This window comes from [Clostridium] scindens ATCC 35704 (assembly GCF_004295125.1).
Lineage (GTDB): Bacteria > Bacillota > Clostridia > Lachnospirales > Lachnospiraceae > Clostridium_AP > Clostridium_AP scindens.
On sequence record NZ_CP036170.1, the window covers coordinates 615,695 to 638,336 of the forward strand.

At 47.9% G+C, this 22,642-nt stretch carries 21 protein-coding genes and 1 tRNA gene; 2 read left to right on the plus strand and 20 right to left on the minus strand.

Features of this window, described 5'->3' with window-relative positions; all coding sequences use genetic code 11:
- Positions 1 to 52 precede the first annotated feature (52 nt).
- A complete protein-coding gene (locus tag HDCHBGLK_RS03235) occupies positions 53 to 1,369 on the minus strand; it encodes an ADP-dependent glucokinase/phosphofructokinase (RefSeq protein WP_004607419.1) in 1,317 nt (438 codons plus the stop codon).
- Positions 1,370 to 1,387: 18 nt separating this feature from the next.
- Positions 1,388 to 2,248, minus strand: a complete 861-nt coding sequence (locus HDCHBGLK_RS03240; RefSeq protein WP_004607420.1) for a class II fructose-bisphosphate aldolase — start codon at positions 2,246 to 2,248, stop codon at positions 1,388 to 1,390.
- Between the two features lie 135 nt (positions 2,249 to 2,383).
- Between HDCHBGLK_RS03240 and HDCHBGLK_RS03245 the strand changes: the two genes are divergently transcribed.
- Complete coding sequence (locus tag HDCHBGLK_RS03245; protein ID WP_004607421.1) at positions 2,384 to 3,175, plus strand: DeoR/GlpR family DNA-binding transcription regulator; 792 nt, start codon at positions 2,384 to 2,386, stop codon at positions 3,173 to 3,175.
- On the opposite strand, the gene HDCHBGLK_RS03250 is transcribed toward HDCHBGLK_RS03245, so the two are convergent.
- The 12 genes from HDCHBGLK_RS03250 to murB form a co-directional block, all read right to left on the minus strand.
- Entirely contained in the window at positions 3,165 to 3,563 is a 399-nt protein-coding gene (locus HDCHBGLK_RS03250; RefSeq protein ID WP_004607422.1) for a carbohydrate kinase family protein, read from the minus strand. The genes HDCHBGLK_RS03245 and HDCHBGLK_RS03250 overlap by 11 nt on opposite strands.
- A 319-nt stretch (positions 3,564 to 3,882) precedes the next feature.
- Entirely contained in the window at positions 3,883 to 4,719 is an 837-nt protein-coding gene (locus HDCHBGLK_RS03255) for a carbohydrate ABC transporter permease (RefSeq protein WP_004607423.1), read from the minus strand.
- Between the two features lie 2 nt (positions 4,720 to 4,721).
- Complete coding sequence (locus tag HDCHBGLK_RS03260) at positions 4,722 to 5,648, minus strand: carbohydrate ABC transporter permease (RefSeq protein WP_330362644.1); 927 nt, start codon at positions 5,646 to 5,648, stop codon at positions 4,722 to 4,724.
- A gap of 202 nt (positions 5,649 to 5,850) precedes the next feature.
- Positions 5,851 to 7,605 carry an IS1182 family transposase gene (locus tag HDCHBGLK_RS03265; RefSeq protein WP_330578474.1) on the minus strand — a complete coding sequence of 585 codons (1,755 nt, stop codon included), beginning with the start codon at positions 7,603 to 7,605 and terminating at the stop codon, positions 5,851 to 5,853.
- Between the two features lie 182 nt (positions 7,606 to 7,787).
- Positions 7,788 to 9,083: an ABC transporter substrate-binding protein gene (locus HDCHBGLK_RS03270; protein WP_082210549.1), complete on the minus strand. Its 1,296-nt coding sequence runs from the start codon at positions 9,081 to 9,083 to the stop codon at positions 7,788 to 7,790.
- 386 nt (positions 9,084 to 9,469) lie between these two features.
- Positions 9,470 to 9,541 (minus strand) — tRNA-Glu (locus tag HDCHBGLK_RS03275).
- A gap of 77 nt (positions 9,542 to 9,618) precedes the next feature.
- On the minus strand, positions 9,619 to 10,992 hold the full coding sequence (locus HDCHBGLK_RS03280; protein ID WP_004607520.1) for a sodium-dependent transporter: 1,374 nt from the start codon (positions 10,990 to 10,992) through the stop codon (positions 9,619 to 9,621).
- A 15-nt stretch (positions 10,993 to 11,007) separates the two neighbouring features.
- On the minus strand, positions 11,008 to 11,973 hold the full coding sequence (locus tag HDCHBGLK_RS03285; RefSeq protein ID WP_004607519.1) for a diacylglycerol/lipid kinase family protein: 966 nt from the start codon (positions 11,971 to 11,973) through the stop codon (positions 11,008 to 11,010).
- Between the two features lie 87 nt (positions 11,974 to 12,060).
- Complete coding sequence (locus HDCHBGLK_RS03290) at positions 12,061 to 12,306, minus strand: HPr family phosphocarrier protein (RefSeq protein ID WP_130574555.1); 246 nt, start codon at positions 12,304 to 12,306, stop codon at positions 12,061 to 12,063.
- Positions 12,307 to 12,322: 16 nt separating this feature from the next.
- Positions 12,323 to 13,204 (minus strand): DNA-binding protein WhiA, encoded by an 882-nt coding sequence (gene whiA, locus HDCHBGLK_RS03295; RefSeq protein WP_009248247.1) that lies wholly within the window; start codon positions 13,202 to 13,204, stop codon positions 12,323 to 12,325.
- Between the two features lie 9 nt (positions 13,205 to 13,213).
- A complete protein-coding gene (gene rapZ, locus HDCHBGLK_RS03300; RefSeq protein WP_004607515.1) occupies positions 13,214 to 14,095 on the minus strand; it encodes an RNase adapter RapZ in 882 nt (293 codons plus the stop codon).
- 1 nt (position 14,096) lies between these two features.
- On the minus strand, positions 14,097 to 15,008 hold the full coding sequence (gene murB, locus HDCHBGLK_RS03305; protein ID WP_009248248.1) for a UDP-N-acetylmuramate dehydrogenase: 912 nt from the start codon (positions 15,006 to 15,008) through the stop codon (positions 14,097 to 14,099).
- Between the two features lie 154 nt (positions 15,009 to 15,162).
- On the opposite strand from murB, the gene HDCHBGLK_RS03310 reads away from it, so the two are divergent.
- Positions 15,163 to 16,443, plus strand: coding sequence for an HlyC/CorC family transporter (locus HDCHBGLK_RS03310; RefSeq protein ID WP_004607513.1), 1,281 nt, complete (start codon positions 15,163 to 15,165; stop codon positions 16,441 to 16,443).
- A 62-nt stretch (positions 16,444 to 16,505) separates the two neighbouring features.
- Here the strand turns inward: HDCHBGLK_RS03310 and HDCHBGLK_RS03315 are convergent, their stop codons facing one another.
- From HDCHBGLK_RS03315 to HDCHBGLK_RS03340, 6 genes are all read right to left on the minus strand, one after another.
- Entirely contained in the window at positions 16,506 to 17,207 is a 702-nt protein-coding gene (locus tag HDCHBGLK_RS03315; RefSeq protein ID WP_004607512.1) for a sigma-70 domain-containing protein, read from the minus strand.
- A 132-nt stretch (positions 17,208 to 17,339) separates the two neighbouring features.
- Positions 17,340 to 18,101: an N-acetylmuramoyl-L-alanine amidase gene (locus HDCHBGLK_RS03320; protein ID WP_004607511.1), complete on the minus strand. Its 762-nt coding sequence runs from the start codon at positions 18,099 to 18,101 to the stop codon at positions 17,340 to 17,342.
- 151 nt (positions 18,102 to 18,252) lie between these two features.
- Positions 18,253 to 19,185, minus strand: coding sequence for a 1-phosphofructokinase (gene pfkB / locus HDCHBGLK_RS03325; RefSeq protein ID WP_004607510.1), 933 nt, complete (start codon positions 19,183 to 19,185; stop codon positions 18,253 to 18,255).
- A 9-nt stretch (positions 19,186 to 19,194) separates the two neighbouring features.
- Positions 19,195 to 20,244 carry a galactitol-1-phosphate 5-dehydrogenase gene (locus HDCHBGLK_RS03330; protein WP_004607509.1) on the minus strand — a complete coding sequence of 350 codons (1,050 nt, stop codon included), beginning with the start codon at positions 20,242 to 20,244 and terminating at the stop codon, positions 19,195 to 19,197.
- A 2-nt stretch (positions 20,245 to 20,246) separates the two neighbouring features.
- On the minus strand, positions 20,247 to 21,767 hold the full coding sequence (gene xylB, locus HDCHBGLK_RS03335; RefSeq protein WP_009248251.1) for a xylulokinase: 1,521 nt from the start codon (positions 21,765 to 21,767) through the stop codon (positions 20,247 to 20,249).
- A gap of 17 nt (positions 21,768 to 21,784) precedes the next feature.
- On the minus strand, positions 21,785 to 22,636 hold the full coding sequence (locus HDCHBGLK_RS03340) for a class II fructose-bisphosphate aldolase (RefSeq protein WP_039909790.1): 852 nt from the start codon (positions 22,634 to 22,636) through the stop codon (positions 21,785 to 21,787).
- Positions 22,637 to 22,642: the final 6 nt, after the last annotated feature.

Consider the following 22,642-nt stretch of genomic DNA (forward strand, 5'->3'; position numbering starts at 1 on the left):
ATGAAATAAAATTTCTTTTTCTAACATTTTACAATAAAATTCTATTTCATACTCAAAAGCACATCTGCACACCGCCCACAAAGGAATCTCCAAGCCCAATGGTATACTTCGGCTTGTCAATATATTTGGATGGTACCAGCGTTACTTCCCCGGCAAACGGGCTGGCTTTCACCTTCTCATAGTTCTCTACGCCCTTTGGGCTTAGTTCAAAGCCCAGCACTTCCCGGATCTGTTCCTTTGTGCCATACCAGCCGTTCTGCGCTTTGGCTGTGGCAAGCAGATTCCCATAGATGAGTCCTCTCTCAATATCCGCCTTCAAAGGATCGCCTACATACATGGAATAATCCTTTGTATGGACGATGACTCCTTTTTGGATGCCGAATTTCCCGCGGATGAATCTCGCGCCCTCCACGCAGGAGATGATATCCTCGATGTCCACGTCAAAGTCATACATCTCCTTCAACGTATACTTCAGTTCCTCTTCATTCAGGCTTACGATGTCCACGCAGGAATACACGGTTTCCAGGCATAGTTTCCGGACGGCATAGTCATGGTAATGCGCATCCTCAAAAAATACGATTCCATCCGGATTCGCTTCTTTGTACTTCGCCACATGGCCTTTTACATATTCCAGATGCTCTTTTAGCACTTGCGGATCTAACAGCGCGTTAAAGCTGGACAGCACATTGCTGCTTATGTCCATCCCGTTGCGCTCTATCCATTCAAAATAGGGCCTTGAGAAGGGGACGAACTCATTCACGGTAATCTTCGTGATGATCAGCCTGTTTGAGCAGGGAATGACAGCCTCCTGGCCTCCCAGGCAGATCTTATCTCCTTTCTTGAACTGAATGATAAAATGAATCTCCTGCTCATTTGTCTGGATGACCTCATCCGTATGTACCAGCCTTCCATCCTGGGAAACAGCATAGATAGACGGGGATCTCAGGATCTGGCAGACTTCTTTGGAATCGTCCGTCAGATGGACGATCGACGGGCAGCCAAGCTGGGCCAGAGCCATGGCAGCCTGTACTGCCGTGCCTCCCATTCCATAGTCAAAATGAAAACTCTCCTCTACCAGCTTCGTATTCTTTACATCTGCCTCGCCCCCGATTCCGCGGATACAGTAATACACTACCGTCCCCAGAAGATCCTCCATCGTCTCTATCTCGTCCGACACCTTCATCTCGGACAGCACGCCGTCTGGCATATACCGCTCCAGAAGCTCGTTTAGCCGCTCCACTTTGAAGTCACACAGCAGATCCAGATTACTGGTGTATCCCAGCGCCGTATAGCGCCCGTTCCTCGTCCGTTGCCGCACGGTCTCCTCAAGCGCTTCATATGCCTCCTGGTACTTCTGTTCCAACACCATCTTTCTCACCTCTTTTCTTTAGTCCATTAACGCAAAGGACCTGATCTTGCTTTTTATCACCTCTTTTGCTGCCGCTTCTGCCGGCCCCCACAGGTTCTGGCAGGAATATTTGAATCCCTCCGACTGTACGGTCTTAACATAGGCTTCGCCCATGGCAACCTGGATGTCCGTGCAGATATTTACCTTGCGTATTCCCTGACGGATCGCCTCCTGCACTTGTTCCATAGGCGTACCCGAGCCTCCGTGAAGCACGATCGGACAGTCTACAGCCTTCTTAATATTACGCAGCCTGTCTATATTGAGTTTTGGTTCGAATGTATATTGTCCATGGGCAGTCCCAATCGATACTGCCAGCGCGTCTACCTGGGTCTCTAAAACGAACCTTCTTGCTTCCTCGGGATCTGTCTGTGCCGCCTCCGGCCCCTTAACGATGATATCCCCTTCTTCGCCTACCAGCCGCCCCAGTTCCCCTTCCACCGTGATTCCGTATGGGTGGGCACGCCTTGCCACCTTGCGGGTGAGGACGACATTCTCCTCATAAGGCAACGCCGACGCATCAATCATGACGGAAGAAAATCCAGCGTTGATCGCACGATTGCAGTCTTCAAACGTAGTGGCATGATCCAGATGTAGCGCCACCGGTACCTCTGCGTCTTTGCTTGCCATATATGCGGTCTGCACCGTCTCCTCCATTCCGCCCATCCGGCCAATCTCCAGCATGCCGCATTGAAGGATCACCGGAACGTCCAGTTCCTGTGCAGCCTCCACGACAGCGCGGGCCACTTCGAAAGACCAGAATTCGAATGCGCCCAGTGCGATGCCCCTTTCATCCGCTATTTTCAATGCTTCTTTCATTGGTACAAAATTGGTTTTTAACATGATTACTCTCCTTTAATGTTGTAAAATAACTGCCGTTTTATAGATATGCGGCCCTCAGTTATGCTATAATAGTACTAGTATTTGCGACATCCCTGGCATGACTTGAATTTATAATTCTATGAGAGGTACGATTCAATGATTTATGCAGAAGAACGTTATAATAACATCATGCGTCTGCTGACGGATAAGGGACGCATCAGTTCTGCGGAACTATCTTCCGCCCTGAATATTTCCAGGGAGACGATCCGCCGTGATTTAAACCGCCTGGCTCAGGAGGGCCGCCTTGTCAAGACAAGAGGCGGAGCCATCCTTCCGGATGCCAGCCTGACAAGCCTAGACTTTCCATACACTGCCCGCGAGAAGGCTAACCGAACCGAGAAATCCGACTTATGCGCCTACGCCGCCAGATTTATTCAGGAGAGGGATACCATTTTTCTGGACAACAGCTCTACTGTTACGCATTTGATACGCTTCATCCCCAAACAGTATCCGCTGAACTTTCTGGTTTACTCCATTTCTCTGCTGCTGACGCTCTCGAACATGCACAATCCCAACTGGAATGTGTTCAGCCTGGGCGGCATGCTCAGCTATACTACCATGTCTTCTACCCGGACGCTTGCCTTATCCGCCCTGGATAATTTCATGCCCACCAAGGCATTTCTTTCTTGTCACAGCATTACCAGGGACTTTTATGCCACCGACAGCTACATGGAAGACGTGGAACTTAAACGCCGCGCCCTGGATATATCAGCGGAGACCTTCCTTCTGGCGGATGCCTCCAAGCTGAACCACCCCGGAGTCATCAAGGTTGCATCCTCCGTCGAGTTTGACCATATTATCACCAACGAGAAGGCCGCGCCATTCTTTGTGAATGACTTAAGGGAAAACGGCTGCAACGTCCATCTTGCCCCTCATATCACGAAGTAAGAAGCCTTCCTTGCTTTTCTACATAATCCAGAACCATCTGAAAATCCGGCATGCCGGTGCTGGCGCCCTTCTTAGCGATTCTATAGGCGGATACCGCGCTGGCAAAGCACCCGGCTTTCTCAAGATTCCAGCCTTGAAGATAGAAGCACAGGAATCCTCCCATAAAGCAGTCCCCCGCTCCAGTGGTGTCCGTCACCCGGATTCCGGGATATAAAATCCTTAACGGAAACTTCCGGAATTCTTCTATAATCCCGTAAATGTCGGATCTCTGCGCCAGATAGGCCGCCTCCTCATAACTTGGTATGAATATATCCGTCTCCTTAAGGGTCTTCTTAAGCAGGTCCATCTTGCACCTGGGGCCGCCGGTCAGTGTAATGCTGGCATCCATTGCCGTAATCTTTCCGTAGTCATGGGCTCATTGTCGCATCCGGTACATCCCCGCTTCTTAGCGTCTGGTTTCCACCTGGTTCCTGTGAAGTTCTTCAAGCAAGAACCGGCCATTCATATCTTTGCCGACACTTCCAATCAAGGCCGAGGTATCCCAAGCCTTGACAGGACCACCGAGACCGTCAGGGCATCCCCACCGACAATACTTTCATCTCTTCATCCCCTTTTTAAAAAAGACCCGCAAAACCCAAAGCGCGACACGGGAGCCTTCCCCATCTTCTTTGCTGTTTTGCAGAGCCTTGCAATTTGCGTAATTCGTATTAATTCTTTACTGATCCTGCTGTCATACCCGCAATAAAATATCTCTGGAAGAAGAGGAATAATACTAAGATCGGGAGCGAGCCCAAGACACTCATGGCCATCATCTGGCTCCACTCATACGCATGCTGTCCCATCAGCAGGTTGATTCCTACCGGTACCGTACGCATATTGTTGGTCTTAGTCAGCGCCAGCGCGAACAGATACTCGTTCCACGCCTGCATGAATGTATACATTCCCACGGAAACCAGTCCCGGAACGGATGTGGGAACAAGGATCTTCCACAACGCCTTGAAGCGGGAGCCTCCGTCTATCATAACTGCCTCATCCAACTCCTTCGGCAAGGTATTAAAATACCCCGTCGTCATCAGAATGGCATACGGCAGCGTAAATATCAGATACGTAAGAATCAATGCCCAATATGTATTGTACAGCTTGATCGTAACGATCAGGCTTAAGTACGGTATCAGCAGCGTAATCGGCGGGATTGCCTGTACTGCGACGATAATGGTATTGATCGTGCTTTTGCCCCGGAAGTTGAACCGGCTGAATGCATAAGAAGCCAGGATTCCGATGACCAGGGTAATGACTACCACTGTAAGCGCGATCACATAACTATTTACAAAGAACCGGACCTTTTCCGGGTCGGTCAATACTGCCTTATAAGCATCCAGGCTGAAAGTCTTAGAGATCCAAGTAGGCGGCCAGGCAAATATTTCCGAATTGGGCTTAAAAGAATTCAGGATCATCCACAGGATCGGAAAACCAGCGAATAATGCCCCGATTACCAGCAATATAATAATTACGATCTTTACCCATAGTTTTTTCTTTCCAATCATATTTAATCCCTCGCTTTCTGCTGTCTGACATAGAAGATTGCTATGATTGTACATACAACAAGCAGAATTACCGCGCCGGCCGAGGCCATGGAGTACTGGTACTTCGTGAAGCCTTGTTTGTATATATACGTACTGATCGTCTCCGTCGCATTAATCGGCCCGCCTCCTGTGGTCATCCAGATTAATGCGAATTGCTGCAATGTCCATACAAAGTCCAGCATAAGAAGGCTGACTAAGATTGGCTTAAGCTGAGGGATCGTGATACGCGTGAATGTCTGTACTGCATTGGCTCCATCCAGGGCGGATGCCTCATACAGATCTGTGGATATTCCCTGAAGTCCGGCCAATATACTAATCATATAGAAAGGATATCCGGACCATATATTAATAAGCGTAACCGCGAACAGCGCAAACTGTCTGGACCCCAGCCATTCGATATTCTGGCTGATCAGCCCTCCTGCCTGCAGCAGATAGTTTATGATGCCATTCGGGTTCATCATCATTTTCCACAATATTGCAATAACGGATGCCGTAAACATCCATGGCAGCGCATAGATCACCCTGAAGATGCCCTTTGTCTTGTTCCCAAGGTAGCGCGTGTTCAGGAGCATTGCAAAGAACATGCCTATGACCAGATGCGCGATAATACTAATGATTACAAAATACAGCGTGTTCTTAATGGCAACCAGAAACGTTGGATCTGTCAATACCTTCGCAAAATTCTCTAAGCCAACGAAAGTTGGATTCTTGTTAATAATAACGTTATCAAAGAATGAATATCTGATAACCATGATAATCGGTATGATCAACAATATGAGCATAAGAATAATGGTTGGCAATAGATATACGTATGGCGTTACCTGCTTTTTAAAGATATCGGAACGTTTTCCTGCCGGTGTCGTCATAACTTTATTTTTTCCTTTCGTCAACTTATCTCAACCCCTTCATTTAGGATGTTAGGGGATGTCGGTTAATACCGATTTTTAAACTCTAAATCCTAAAATAAGAATCTCCCATAAAAATCAGTGTTTTTCATACTTGATATTCTTTGGGAGATTCTTATTGTTCTTTTTCTGTATATATTTTAGGGCGCAAAACACCCATAACTGCATTTTTGAACATGCACATTTTTTAAGCCGTCTTTTCCTCGGTTTTTCCTTCGAATTTTTTAATCTCTTCATGAAGAAAACGATGATATTTATTCATGTTCCGACCAATGGCATACAGCATGAATTCTTTATACACCTTCTCTGACGTTCGGTAGTTGAATCTTCGGAAACTATCATTTTCCTTGATATCTCCAAAATGTCCTTCTGTCTGGATGGAACGGATCTGACGATTTAGAATCCCTTTCTCACTTTGGATGTTTGCATGGGATTCCTCTTTCAATGTTTCCCATTGTTCATTGATCTTCATAACTTTGTTTTTCTCAGCATCTTTTTCTGCGTTATATTTATATAAGCATTTCGCTTTGTGTTCACAACCACTACAGTCTGCACATCCGTATACCTCAAAAGTCTGGGTATAACCCGGCTGTTTTTTGGTCTCTGTGCGGATATGATGCAATCCTCTTCCGTCATGACAAACATAATACCGTTCATCCTCAAATATCTGTGTTTTCATGTTGTAATATTTTCCAATATCTTCTCTGTAAGCGCGTGTTTTCCGTTTTTCATGATCCTGCAGCTTGATGTAACTGGATATCTTATTTTTCTTTAAATACAGAAGATTTTTCTCGCTACAATAACCGCTATCTGCGGTTACTTCTTCCAAAATCTCCCCAAATGCATTTTTATGCTTTTCTAAAACCGGAATCAGTGTGTTATAGTCTGTCCGGTCATTGCTTACATAAGCATGGACAATGAAATAATTCTCTACTGCGATCTGAACATTATATGCGGCTTTTAACTGTCCGTTCAGCATGTGATCTTCTTTCATTCTCATAAAGGTGGCTTCTAAATCTGTTTTGGAATAGCTGTTCCTGTCCTTTCCCATGATCTCAAAACATTCTTTGTATCCCATAAGGCGTTCGCCGCAGGTTTCTAATTCCTCATAAAGCTGCTGGAGCTCCGATTTCCTCTTCCCTTTTCCGTAAACAAACGCAATCTGTTCCTTCTCTGCGATCTGAGTCAGATTTTTCTGAAGTTTCAAAATCTCCAATGGGGAACAGTTGTCAATCTCGATGATCGTATTATTGGACAACTTTTTATGTTTTGTCAGTTTTCGCTTCCGGTTCTTTTCAATGACATCTCTTACCTTATCCATTCCTTCGATCACAAACATATGTGCATGGGGAATGTCATATTTTATGCCATACTCATTTTCATCTATCCATGCATTATACTTCTGATACAGTGAATCAATCATATCGAGTAAGCCTGCGAGATGATAATTGATCGTCCCTCTCCACACAAATGTATAGCGGTTTGCATTGGCCTCTATTTTTGTTCCATCAATAAAAAGGGATTTCAATGTGATCAGTCCTTCTTTTTGCAGGCGGCGGAGAAACTGGTAATTCAACTCATCCAATACATCTGCAGTCAGTCTTTTATTCTTGAACTCATAAAAAGCATCCCTTTTTGGTTTCTGACCTTTGGTAAGCCAGATAAATGCAAGGTCTCTTTCGCATAATTCCACAATACGGTCAACAGCTCTAATCCCACGCATGTTTGCGTAAGTAACTACGGCATACATCATAATTGGGTTATACCCGGTTCTTCCCTTATCTGAACAATTGGCCAACAAGCCAGAAAAATCTAATTCCTCCATCACTTTTTTCAGGGTATAGACTGGATCGTCGTCAGGTAAACACAATTCGAAGAAACTGAAGTTAATTTTCTGTTGCCCTAATTCAAAAAATTCGTTATAATACTTATTGTTTAGCATAGTTACATTATAACATGTAACGGAGAAGAGATGGTTGTCGTTAGCCATCTTTTTCTCTTTTATGGAAAAATTTCAGGGGCAGATGTGACCTGGTATGAGTCACATCTGCCCCTATTTGGAACTATCTATTTCCCGATAGCCCCATATTTCTTTGTCACTTATGTTCTATTTGCCAGTTCTTCTTACTCGAATGCAGGCTCCCAAATATCCTGGGTTGCTTTTAGCATATCTGCTGCAGAGGATGTATCTCCGTCAAGATACAGCTGTAACTGCTCGTCAAAACTTCTCATCAGGTCTTCAGATGTTGGAAGTCCCGTAAATTCGTTGATCGCGCGGCACTCCTGGAAGAGGTCGTATGCTTTCTGGAACAGTTCGTCATTCTTAGAGTAGTCTGGCTCTGCCGTAGAGTTTCCTGGGAATGCATTTGCCAGTTCAGACAGTTTTGCATTTACTTCAGGACTCATAAGATACTCAACAAACTGCATTGCTTCTTCCTTGTTCTCGCAGTTGTCTGCAATACCGATTCCCCAGTTGGCAACATCCATTCCGCTCTCTCCGTCAAAACCTTCCATTACAGGGAGCTTCATGAAGTCAAAGTTCAGATCCGGCGCGCCTTCCTTGATGGTTGTAAGGTGAGATACGCCATCCGTCATGAATGCAACACGGCCATTGGTAAACTCTTCAACCATATCGGATTCCTTCATTGCATAAGCGCCTTCTGCGATTACGCCTTTGTCGTTTAACTCTTTGACGAATTCAACCGTCTTTTCAAGGTCAGCGTTACCTGTAAGGTTCGGCTTGCCGTCTTTTAGCATGGAACCGCCGGATGCCCACAGCCAGCTCATGAACTGGTTCTGGATGCCGCTTGGAGACTCTGTTGACAATGGAATTGCCCATCCTGCGATGCTGCTGTCATATTTCTTAACAGCCTCGCATGCCGTGATGAACTCGTCCCATGTCGCAGGAACCTCATTCACGCCTGCTGCTTTGAGAATGTCCATGTTTACATACATTGGATATGCAAAATTAACTACCGGAATCATATATGTATTTCCTTCGTACTTAATCTGGTCTGACAGCTGGCTGTCATCATATCCGTCTTTTTCCATCAGTTCGGTCAAGTTCGCGATGGAACCTTGTTTCGCAAAGTCGTATACCCAGGATCCGTCAAGGCCTACTACATCTGCCATGGTCCCTGCTGCCGCGCCGGCTGCAATCTGAGTCTTGGTATCCGCATATGGGTTGCTTAAGAGTTTGATGTTGATGCCTGTATCTTTGGTGAAATCCTTACAGATATCATCCAGAGCGCCATCCGGAAGTTCAACTCCCCACCACTGCTGGAACTCAAGCGTTACGCCGTCTTTGCTGTCGCCGCCCTCGTCTTTTGAGTCTCCTTTTGAGCCGCATGCCGCAAGTGATAATACCATTGCGCCAACAAGTGCTGCCGAAAGCATTTTCTTAACTGTTTTCTTTTTCATAATTGCTCCTCCTTTAAAGAAATTTTTTTTCAGCAATTGGGCAGGCCTGTTTTGTAATCCCTTTGTGCAACCAGTTTATTTTGTCTAATATGACAATTTTTCCAAGCCTTTTTTCACAATCGCTTATGCCTTTTGTATAAATTCATTATAAAATAATATTTCATAATGTCAATAGTTTTTTGCTATTTCCACTAAAAACCATAATTTTGCACAACTTCTGCAACCCATATACATGCAAAAACACAAAAAGCCACGCTCTCGCGTAACTTTTTTTCATGTATTATCAAATTTATCATGCTTTTTGCATTGTAAATGCGAACGTCCTTTATATAAACAAAAAAATACCAAGAATCAACAACCGCCAATTCTTGGTATCCTTATTCAAGTGACTCCCAGGGGAATCGAACCCCTGATTCCAGCGTGAGAGGCTAGCGTCTTAACCGCTTGACCAGGGAGCCATCTCATATCGTACTTGCCTATTATAGCAAACAAATACAAAACAGGCAAGTACTTTTTACATATTTTTTCAATTTTTTTATCCGAATATCATGCTTGCATATCCCTGGATAAAAATGAACAGCACGATCACCGGAAGCACAAACGTAAGATAGAATCTTACTCCCCTGTTTTCCGGCACTTTCAGGCCTTTTCCCGCATTGGCTTCCTTAATAAAGTTGTCCCATCCCCAGCCATATCTGGTCACGCAGAACAATAGGTACACCAGGGAGCCCAGCGGAAGCAGGTTATTGCTTACAAGGAAATCTTCCATATCCATAATATTCTTGCCGCCGATCGTAAATCCTGCCCAGTCCGTCATTCCCAGAACGCACGGAATGCCAAGCAGAATCAGCAGCACGCCATTGATGGCAACCGACTTCTTCAAGCTCCATCCCCACAGATCACGTCCATACTGGATAATATTCTGGAACACGGCAATGATCGTAGATAATGCGGCAAATGTCATGAAGAGGAAGAACAAGGTTCCCCACAGCCTTCCCCCCGCCATCTCGCGAAATACATTGGGAAGCGTCACGAACACCAGCCCCGGCCCCTGTCCTGGATTGACGCCGAACGCAAAGCATGCTGGGAAGATAATCAGGCCTGCCACGACTGCCACAAACGTATCGAGAGCAGTTATGCTCACCGCTTCGCCCGCAAGGCTTCTCTCTTTGCCGATATAACTTCCGAATATGGCAAGAGAGCCCGCGCCTACGCTGAGGGTAAAGAAGGCCTGTCCCATGGCGGCGAATACTGCTTCTTTGATTCCCCTTTCTGCCATCTTCCCAAAATCCGGAAGGAGATAGAACTTCAGTCCATCCATCGCCCCCGGAAGCGTTACGGCTCTTACAACCAGCACGACCATAATCACAAGAAGGCTTGACATCATAATCTTCGTTATCAATTCCACGCCCTTTTGAAGCCCCATGGAGCAGATCAGAAGTCCGATCACAGAGATCAGAATCATCCAGAATAGCATCTCATTGCGGTCTCCGGTCAACCGACCGAATATATTCTCTACCTGCTTCGTATCCGCCCCCTTAAACTCTCCCTTCGCCATCTTCACAAAGTAAGCCAGCATCCAGCCTCCGATGGTGGTATAAAACATCATCAAAAGGTAGTTGGCAGCCATAGAAAAATACCGGAATATGTGCCACTTGCTTCCTTCCGGCTCCAATGCATTAAAGGACATGGCAGAACTTTTCTGGCTGCCTCTTCCTACTGAAAATTCCATAACTACTATTGGGAGTCCCAGAATCAGCAGGAAGAACAGATACATCAGCACGAATGCCCCTCCTCCATATTCTCCTGTTATGTACGGGAAACGCCATACATTTCCAAGCCCGATCGCACATCCTGCCGAGATCAATATGAACCCCAGCCTGGAAGAAAACTTCTCTCTCTTTTCCATACTCTTATCCTTTTCTTACTCTATCATTTTTACAGATTCATCTTGGGTATCTTCCAACAGTTCCGGATTAGACATCAGTTCCCTGATATGCTCCTCGGGAACCATAATCCGAAGCTGCCTGTTCAGGTTCTCAACCGTAACCTCATCGTGGGCGCCTCCAAATTCGCCGTCCAGCGTCCATGGAATCTCTTCCAGGGATTCAAAAGTAATGCGCCCGGTCTTGAAAGAATACATATGCTTGGTATCCACCTGCTCGATGAGAAGGGATGCCACGATCTCCTGCAGGGCAAGCGGATTCTTCGGCGTCTTAATCAATGTAACCTCGAACAGGCCGTCATCAAAGACCACCTGCTTGCCTATCATGTTGCGGAAGCCGCCTACCGACCGTGAGTTGGTCACCATTCCGAAGATGAATTCGTCTTCCAGCGTCTCCCCATCGTGGGTTACCTTGATTCGGTAGGACGGCACATTAAACAGACGCTTTGTTCCCTCCAGCACATACGCCAGATGCCCCAGCACATTCTTCATCTCCTGCTTCGTCTGATAGGAAACATCCGTAAAAAGGCCGAACGCCGCAATATACACGAAGATATCATCATTAAATTTTCCCACATCGCAGGGAAACAGCGTGCCATTCACCGCATTATCCGCTGCCCGAAGAAGTCCTTTCGGGATATGCAGGCTATTGGCAAAATCGTTGGTTGTGCCCGTTGGGATATAGCCGATGGGATCCCGCTTGTCTCTCTGCATCATCCCGGTTACCACTTCGTCAATGGTTCCGTCCCCGCCACTGCACACTACCAGATCATATTCGTCCGAATCGTACTCTGACACCTTCCTGTATGCGTCCCGGTATGACTGGGTGGGATAGGCCACCACTTCATAGCCCGCCTTTACGAATATGTCAATAATATCCGATAGTTTTGGCTTCAGAAGTTCCTTCCCCGCATGTGGATTATAGATAAACAGAAGACGTTTCATGATTCGTACCCCTCTTTCTTCCAAGTTCTTTTTCCTATATCATAAAAAGGGCATCCCCCTGCCCTTTTTACGTTGCTTGATTATGTATTATTTCCGGGTAGTCAGGAAACCTTCTACGCCGGCAACTGCCTCCTTTTCATCTTTTCCCTCTGCTACTACAGTAATGTCCTCGCCTTCCTGCAGGCTCAGGCTCATCATCCCCATAATACTCTTCGCATTAATCTTCTTATCCTCCATCTCAATGTATACCTGGCTTGCTTCCTGTACCAGATGCGCAACCGGACGGTCTTCCATTGCCATGTTCTTTTTAATAGTAACAGGTTTCTTAATCATAACGAATTGCTCCTCCTTACTGTTCCCTTAACTTTTCTGCTATTTCACTTAATTTCCTTAGTCGGTGGTTCACTCCGGATTTCCCTATCGGATTCTCCAGAAGCCCTCCAAGCTCCTTCAACGTTGCATCCGGATATTTCAGACGCGTAAGGGCGACGTCCTTTAATCCATCGGGCAACTTGTCAAAACCGATGTTGTCTCTTATATATATGATATCCTCCATCTGCCTGACCGAGGCAGAGACGGTTTTGTTAATGTTGGCTGTCTCACAGTTGACCTTGCGGTTGACGGTATTGCGCATCTCTTTCATGATCCTGACATTTTCCAGTTCCAGCAAGGCCACATGGGCCTCCATAATGTTCAATACGTCTACGATCTGCGATCCTTCTTTTAAATATACCACATAGGATTTCTTCCGCTTGACAATCTTGGCATCCATCTCGAAACTGTTGATCATATTTCTTAAATACTCCGCCTGCTTAAGAGTCCCGCATACAATCTCAAAATGATAGGACTTATCCGGATCGCTCATGGAGCCGGATGCAATGAATGCGCCGCGGATATATGCGCGCTTGCAGCATACGGCCTGTACAATAACATTCTCCACCGCCAGAAGTTCTTCTCCCTTGGCGCGGATATAATAACTGCAGCTTCCTTTGGCTGTATTCCTGCGAATCGCGATATCAGTACTTATATTAAATGTTTTTCCCAATAATGTAAAGCATTTTCTTGCAACTCCATCATTTTCCGTGTGAAGTTTCAATATGCAGCTCCCATAGCCATCTTTCTCAAAAGAGCCGGACATATGGACAAGCGCAGACAGTTCCGCAAGATTGCAGTGTCTTGCCTTTGCATAATGCTGTGCTAGTTCTTCCTTTATCTTTCCTGAAAATGACATTTTACGCTCCTACTTTGCCTTTGTGATCGCATCCTTCCCGATATCCCGGTGCTCGATGCGGATTCCATAATTCTCATTCTTCAGCAGGGCCTCGTACAACTCGTTTGCCAGCGTCACCGAACGGTGCTTTCCGCCGGTGCAGCCAATTCCGATCATCAGCCGGGTCTTTCCTTCCCGGATATAATTGGGGATCAGAAACTCTACCATATCCACCAGTTTCTCCATAAATTCCGAGGCATTGCCATTGTTCATGACATAATCCCTGACTTCTCTATCATTGCCGCTTTTGGGGCGTAATTCTTCTATATAATAAGGGTTTGGCAGAAAACGCACGTCAAACACCAGATCGGCCTCCGCCGGGATCCCATATTTGAATCCAAACGAAAGCACGGATATATAGAGGTTCTTATACTCTTTATTCCGGACAAATATCTTGTTCAGTTCTGCCTTAAGTTCTCTGGTCAGCATGTTGCTGGTGTCCACAAGGTAGTCAGCCCGCTTCCTTAGAAAAGCCGTCCGCTCCCTCTCCTTTTCAATGCCTTCCCTGACCGGGGCATCATTTCCTGAAAGCGGATGGCTTCTGCGCGTCTCCTTATACCGTTTGATCAATACGTCATCCACGCATTCCAGATACAATATCTCGTACTTCATGCCAGCCACATCCAGCTGGCCCAGAACCTTCTCCAGTTCCGAAAAACTCTGACCGCTCCTGATGTCCACCCCTATGGCCGCTTTATTGATCTCCGTTCCCGGTACCCTCAGCAGATCTGCCATCTTAGGAATCAGAGGCACCGGCAGATTATCCACGCAGAAATATCCCACGTCTTCCAGCATTTTAAGCGCCGTACTTTTGCCTGCCCCAGACATCCCCGTCACAATCACAAATCTCATCTTAGAACTCTCCCAGTCTCTTTACTTCCGGCTCCAGCCTTACGCCGAACTTTTCTTCTACCTGCTCTGACACCTTACGCATCAGTTCCGCCACATCCGCAGCTGTCGCATTGTCCTTGTTGATCACGAAGCCGCAATGCTTCATGGACACTTGGGCGCCGCCTACGCTAAAGCCCTGAAGTCCCGCATCCTGTATCAGTTTCCCGGCAAAATATCCCTCCGGCCTCTTGAAGGTGCTTCCGGCGCTGGGATATTCCAGCGGCTGCTTTGTGATCCGCTTCTCCTTCAGTTCATCCATCCGCGCCTTGATTTCCTCTTTTTCACCTTTTTGAAGACGAATCACCGCCTCCAGAACGATATAGCCTTTCTTTGCAATTATGCTGGTCCGGTATCCCAGTTCCAGCTTCTCATCCGGTATGGCCAGCACTTCTCCTTCTGGCGTAAGGACTGTCACTTCTCTTAGCACATCCTTCATCTCTTTGCCATAAGCCCCTGCGTTCATTACGCAGGCGCCTCCCAGCGCTCCGGGTATCCCGGCGGCAAACTCGAATCCGGCAAGCCCGGCTTCCAGAGCCTTGCTGGCAATGGCTGAAAGAAGCGCGCCTGCCTGGGCCTTTACCAGTTCTCCTTCTATCTGTATCTGGCTCATCTCTTTGAATATCTGTATGATCACTCCCCGGAATCCTTGATCGGACACCAGAAGATTGCTTCCATTTCCTACTATATAATAGGGGATCTCCCTCTCCTTGCACAGCCCGACGAGCCCCTGTACCTCCTCTGCTGTCTTCGGCTGCACGAAGAACTCTGCCGGCCCGCCTACCCGGAATGTGGTATGGTTCCTCATCGGCTCTTCAATCTGTATTTGTTCCTTCGATATAATATTTAATAATTCCTGATAAAAATCCTGATTCATATCATACTCCATCTCTAACATTATATACTACTTAATTTCTTCGTACATCATACACTAAATGACTTACAAATTCAACGCACTCTTGCAAATTCCCCATAAATGCGGTATATTAGTGCCAAGTAATTTAAAAATAAAAAAGGAGTGAACTTATCAATTGGACTCGAGTGACGTCACACAACTCATTATCCTACTAATTCTACTGGGGCTGTCTGCATTCTTTTCATCTGCAGAAACAGCGCTTACAACTGTAAACAAGATCCGCATCCGCAGTTTGGCTGAGGATGGGAACAAACGGGCAAAAACGGTGCTTAAGATTACCGACGATTCAGGCAAGATGCTCAGCGCTATCCTGATCGGCAACAACATCGTCAATCTGTCCGCCGCCTCCCTCACCACCAGCCTGGCATACAGTTTTGGCGGTTCCATGGTGGCAATTGCCAGCGGAATCCTGACCGTGCTGATCCTTCTCTTTGGAGAGATAACGCCGAAGACCATGGCAACCATCCATGCGGAAAAGATGGCACTTATCTACGCGCCGATCATCAGCATCTTCATGAAGGTCATGACGCCGGTCATCTTTATCATCAACGGACTATCCATCGGAGTGCTGTTCCTTCTGCGTGTCGATCCGAACGCAAAGAACGACCTTATGACTGAGACAGAACTGCGCACAATTGTAGATGTAAGCCATGAAGACGGAGTCATTGAATCCGATGAAAGAGAAATGATATATAACGTGTTCGATTTAGGCGATGCCAAGGCAAAGGATGTCATGGTGCCCCGCGTGCACGTGACTTTTGCAGATGTCAACAGTACCTATGAAGAACTGCTTGATATTTTCCGCGAAGACAAATTCACAAGGCTTCCTATTTTTGAAGATACTACCGACAATGTTGTTGGTACTATTAATATGAAGGACTTGCTCTTATATGACAATACAAAGGAATTTCATATCCGGGATATTTTGAGGGAGGCTTATTTTACCTATGAATACAAGAGCATCTCGGAATTGCTGGTGGAGATGCGTCAGGCTTCTTTCAACATCGCCATCGTTCTGGACGAGTACGGCGAGACCGCCGGCCTGATAACGCTGGAAGATATCCTGGAGGAAATCGTCGGCGAGATTCACGATGAATATGACGAGAATGAGGAAGACTTCGTCCAGGAAGTAACCGAGCGCGAGTATATTATCGAAGGCTCCATGAATCTGGACGACTTAAACGACCGGCTGGATCTGGATCTTAATTCGGAGGAATACGACTCCTTGGGCGGCTTTATCATCGAGAGGCTGGACCGTCTGCCAGAGGCGGGCGACAGCATCGTGACCGAGGAAGGAATCCGCATGGTCGTAGAAAAACTGGACAAGAACCGGATTGAGAAGGTACATGTCTACCTTCCAGAGCCCGTTATGGAAGAAACTCATACAGATGACTAAGAATCACAAGAACGGCATAGCCTTTTCGCTATGCCGTTCTTTTATATCCTGATATGTCCTTATTATTCTTGGTCTTTTACTTCTTCCCCGGCAAGCTTCAATATATCTTCAATCTCCGCTTCCGTGATTCCCAGCCTGTCCGCCACTTCCTCGACGCTTACTTTCCGCCCTAACTCCTCGCTCATGCCCTTGATCGTCTCGTCCAGTTCGGACACTCTCTCCACCATCTTCTTATCCTGACGCCTGGTCTCAGTCTGGGATTCCAGGAGCGCCTGCATCCCGGCGCGCACCGCTTCCATGACAGCCTCTTCATCCTCCTGCCCTTCCTTACACTCATCAAGCGCCATCATCAGGCTGATGTTGCCTTCCTGAATCATATCTCCGACAAATATCTCCACGTGATGCATCTTCAATGCCTCGTCCACGACCTTTGGAAGATAATAGGCCATCCGCGCTTCGTCAAGGCTCTTTCCCTGCATCTGGTCAATATCCTTTAAGTATTCCTCAATATAGGACTGTTCTTCATTGCTAAGGGATGCCGGTTCCTCTTTTCGTTCCTTGACTGTGCCGCTTTTGGGGACATAGCCGGTTACCGCTATCTTTTGTGCCAGAAGATACTCACATACCAAATCTATCTGCTCCTGGGAAAGGCGGTCTTCTTCAAAGTACAGTTCCACGTCCTCAAGCGCTATCTTGCCGCCCTGCTCCCGGGCCGCGCTAAGTATTCCGCTTAATTTTTCTTTAAATTCCAATCTATCAGCCATGCTTCATTCCTCCAGTACTTATTTCTATTGGAATATATTATCATAGTTATCTGCCCTACGTCAAAAAAAGAGCTGCTTTTGGCAATCCAAAAACAGCCCTGGTCTCCTGTGCATGATAGATATTCCTTAGACTTAGCGGACAATAACCGTTGGATATCCTGCCCGCTTCAGACGCCTTTCCATTTCCGCGGCTTCATTCAGATTGTTGAATCCCCCAACCTGGACCCGCAGATACGGTCCGGAGTCATCAATAAACGCCGGGTAGTCCTGCTCCAGAAGTTCATTCAGCAGCCGCTCCGCATACCTGCGGTTTCTGAAAGCGCCTACCTGGACCCGATAATAATCGTTCTGTATGACTCCCACCGATTCCAGGGTATCCAGAATCCCTGATGCGATCGCCTGCGCAATATCATCAAAGTTATCGTCAAACAGCCGGTTATCCACATTCGAGTCGATAAATCCTACTTCTACCAGCACTGCCGGCATCCGGGTCCTTCTAAGCACCACCAGATTTGGCCGGGCTTTTACTCCCAGGTTCACGAAGCCGATCGCCTCCAGCTGGTCATTGATATCCTGGGCCATCTGATATTTGATCCCTGACAGGTCGTACACCAGGCTTTCTACCCCAAAAACCTCATTGTCCGTAGGAAACGAGTTCCTGTGAATGGATATAAAAAAGTCCACTCCTGCATTGTTTGCCTTCATAGCCCTTTCATAAGGCGACGTATACACGTCGGTTGTCCTCGTATACTCCACATCCACTCCGTTATTCTGGAGAATCTCTCCAATTGCCAGAGTCAGCCGCAAAGTATCATCTTTCTCCTGCCGCCCGTTAAAGACTGCGCCCGGATCCCGCCCGCCGTGTCCTGCATCCAGCATAATTGTATATGGCATAATCTGTCTCCCTTCACAACATTCTATATTAAAGTATGCAGGCAGGGCTGTCTTGTTGAGCGCGGGGGATAAAAAGAGCCGGTATATCTTTCTTTACCGGCCTGTCCTCTATCTTTTTCACGATCAGCGTATCAATACGCGTCTTCGCTTTTTATCCGATCTTTTGAATCTCTATCTTCCCATACAAAGATTCCATATCTTCCTTTACAAAATACCCTGTCTCCTCGCGCATTGCCGCCGCAGCGGATATGGCGCTTGCCTTCCTCAAGGTATCTTCAATTCCAAGCCCCTCGCTTAATCCGAGGGCGAAGCCTGCAATCATAGAATCCCCGCAGCCAACCGTATTAACCGCGTCGATCTTAGGCACGACGGCCCGGTAAACACCGTCTTCGCATACGCACAGCGCGCCGTCCCCTCCCAGGGAGATGACCACCACTTCGATGCCTCTTCCATGGAGTTCTTTGGCAGCCTCGATGATCTCTTCGATCTGGCTGCAGTCTTTGCCGGTCAGCATCCGAATCTCATCAATGTTCGGCTTGATCATGGTCGGGCACGCCTCAATCCCGCGTTCCAGCAATTTCCCGCTGGTATCAAGAATCACCTTTTTTCCGGCATCCTTTGCAATCTTGATCAGATGCTGATAGGTATCGCTTTTCAGCCCCTTTGGCACGCTTCCTGACATGGTTACCACGTCCGCGTCTGCCACAAGGCCGGAGAAGTGTTCCAGGAATCCAGCAAACTCCTCTTCTGTCACCTGGAACCCAGGTTCCAGAAACTCCGTCTGCACCTGGTTCTTTTCATCCCAGATATTGATGCAGGAGCGGCTCTCCGCGTCCAGACGGTAGAATGCGCTCTCTACCCGGAAGTCTTTCAGGGACTCCGTGATATAATCGCCGGCATGGCCGCCTACAAATCCTGTCGCAACAACCCTGGCCCCGGCGATCGCCGCAGGCTTAGAGACATTAAGCCCTTTCCCTCCCGGCGTATAGGCGCACGCTTTCATACGGTTTACCTCGCCTACCTGGAATTCTTCTACTACATAACGCTTATCAATGGCTGCGTTTAACGTAACTGTAAGTATCATGGCGACCTCCTACTCTTCATTCACAAGCAATACTTTGCCCTTCACAAGCCCGGGCGTCTTGAACATCTGGAAGGCTTCCTGTGCCTGGCTCATGGGCATCTTCTTATAGATGAAGCCCGGATCGAATTTCAACTGTCCGGTTGCAAAATAGTGAGCCGTAAGTTCCCATTCCTTTCCCGGGAACGGAGAACTGTAAGACATCCAGGACCCCGTCAGTTTAAATTCCTTGCGGTTCATATTCTCCCACATCTCTGGCGTGAAAGCAAGGTCTACATGAGGCGTTCCGATAAAGCATACATGTGCCTTATTGGCTGCCAGTTCAAATGCCATATGCATGGTTGGAACCTGGCCTGCCGTCTCGAATACATACGCATAGCCCTTTCCCTTGGTAAGCGCAAGCGCCTGCTCCATATAAGATTCCTTCGTAGTATTGATGACTTCATCCGCTCCGAGCCTTAAGGCCAGGTCCAGCCGCTCGTCGCTGATATCGAATACTACTACCTTCTTGGCGCCAAATATCTTGGTCCACTGCATGGTGAACATTCCGATGGTTCCCCCGCCGAGCACGGCCACATATTCGCCGCCCTTGTAATCATTCTGGATCACGCCATGGAGCGCGACCGTAGATGGCTCGAACATTGCGCCCTGCTCATAGGATACAGATTCATCGAATACTACCGCATTCTGCTCCGGGATCACCACATAGTCCGCATTGCTGCCCTGCTGCCTGGAGCCGATGAAACTGTAATGCTTGCAGAGGGAGAAGTTTCCATTCTGGCAGTCATCACATTTCATGCAGGGAAGCAGCGGCGCGCCTGACACTCTGTCTCCTACCTTTACCTTGGTCACGCCTTCTCCCACTTCTACGACATCGCCGGAAAATTCATGCCCAAGCACGATCGGGTAGAAGTGTACCCCGTTATGAAGAACCCTGGGGATATCAGATCCGCAGATGCCAGAGGCCTTTACCTTGACCTTTATCATTCCCGGCCCTGCCTGCGGCTCCTCATAATCCAGATACTGCACGTCCTCATTTGCACATACGACTGCTGCTTTCATTTCTATTCTTCCCCTTTCTGTCTCATCAGATCTTTCAAATTCTCATACAGTTTCAAATATACTTTATAATTCTTGTCATAGGCTGCCCACACTTCCGGATTTGGCTCATGCTGCCGCTTTATGACTACCGTCCGATCTACCGCTTCTTCAAAATCCTTGTACATGCCTACGCCTACGCCGGCCAGGATGACTGCCCCCAGCGTGGTGGCCGTATCGGAAGAAGGAACGATGATCTTCTTGCCCGTGACATCAGACTTCATCTGGGTCCACAGAAGAGAGTTCGCGGAGCCGCCCATAGAGCGCAGCTCGCTGACTGTGGCTCCGGCTTCCAATGCCACGTCCAGGTTATGCTTTAAGGATAAGGCTACGCCTTCCATTGCCGCCCTTACGAAATGTCCCTTTGTCTTGCTGAAGTCCAGCCCATAATAGACGCCCTTGGCATATGGATCCCAGATGGGCGAACGCTCGCCTGACATGTAGGGAAGGAATACCAATCCGTCGCTTCCCGGCGCCACCTTTTCCGCCAGTTCGTTAAAAAGATCCAGGGAACTCTTTCCCAGTTCTTTTCCCTTCACCCTCTCGTAATCGGCAAATTCGTGTTCCAGCCAGCGCATAACGCCTCCTCCGCCTACGGTTCCTCCCTGCAGTATCCACTGCCCGGGCGCCGCATGGTAGCTTAGGATCAGGCGCTTGTCTGCCTTATAGGTATCCATGCAGATGCTCATTCCGCCTGCCTGGCCGCCCTGCTCCTGGGTCTCCCCCGGATGGATGACTCCGGCTCCTAACGTACCGCATGCCGCGTCCAGAGCTCCCGCGACTACGGGAATCCCCTCTATCAGCCCGCATTCTTCGGCCGCCTGCTTAGTCACCGTTCCGACTACGGCATGGCTTGCGTAGATCTCCGGCAGGATATCCGGATTAATCCCCAGTTCCTTGCACATATCCATGTCCCATTCGCCGGTCCGCATACGGAAGCAATGGTGCCCATATCCCTGGGATAATTCCTGGGTCACCTCTCCGGTCAGCTTGAATGCGATATAACTGTTGGACTGCAGGATCTTATCCATCTTCTTATATACATCCGGAAGGTTCCTCTGATACCAGAGAATCTTTGGCGTCGTATAGGATGGCTTGAACGGATTGCCGCACACTTCGAAGATACGATCCTCCCCGATACGCGCGCCTACCTCTTCGCAGATGTCAGCTGCCCTGGTATCCATCCAGATAGGCGTATTCGCCAGTACATTTCCTTCTTTGTCGATCGGTATGGCAGACCAGCTCTGCCCGTCAATCCCGATTCCGGCAATCTCGCCGGGGCGGATCCCGCCTTTTTCAAGCGCCCCTTTTACTGCGCCGCACACGGCCTGCCACCATTCTTCCGGATTCTGCTCAGCCCATCCGGGATGGGGATAATAGACCTTATAGTCGCCGCTGGCGCTGGCCTTTACCTGGCCGTCCTCATCAAATATCGCAATCTTGCATGCACTAGTCCCAATATCAATTCCTAATAAATACTGATTCATAGCACCACTCATTCTTTCTAATATGCTTTCCCGTCGCATCCGCATACCTTCATGCGGCCTTTGACCAGTTCTTTTACAGCCTCGATTCCTACCACGCCAAGTTTCTTCGGGTCAAATGTCTCCGGCTTTTCCTGGATCAGTTTCTTTCCCGCGTCCGTATAGGCTACTCGCAGCTCTGTTGCAAAATTCACCTTGCACATGCCTCTCTGTACGCATTCCCTTACGTCCTCGTCGCTTAAGCCGGAAGCCCCGTGAAGCACCAGCGGAACAGATACTACTTCTTTTACCTTGGATACGCGCTCCTTATCCAGCACCGGCGTTCCGGCGTAGAATCCGTGCGCCGTCCCGATCGCGATCGCCAGAGAGGATACGCCCGTTCTTTCTACGAATTCTCTTGCTTCTTCCGGATCCGTATTGGTATCGGCCTCTGCTTCCAGGTCATCTTCCTTGCCGCCCACTTTTCCAAGTTCCGCTTCCACCGGAATTCCGACAGCCTTTGCCACATCAACCACCTTTTTCGTTACTGCAATATTATTTTCAAAATCTTCATGGGATCCGTCGATCATTACGGATGTATATCCCACCTTCATCGCCAGAACGGCAAGTTCGAAACTGTTTCCATGATCCAGATGCAGGCATACCGGTACAGATGCCTTCTTAGCCTCTGCCGCTACCAAGGCAAAATAAGTCTCCAGGGTGCCATACTTAACGGTTGAAGGCGTCGTCTGAAGCATCACCGGCGCTTTCATCTCTTCCGCCGCCTGGATGACCGCCTTTACCATCTCCATATTCTCTACATTAAAGGCACCTACTGCATAGCTGCCTTTCTGGGCATCGAGTAACATTCGTTCTGAAGTAACTAATGACATTCTTTT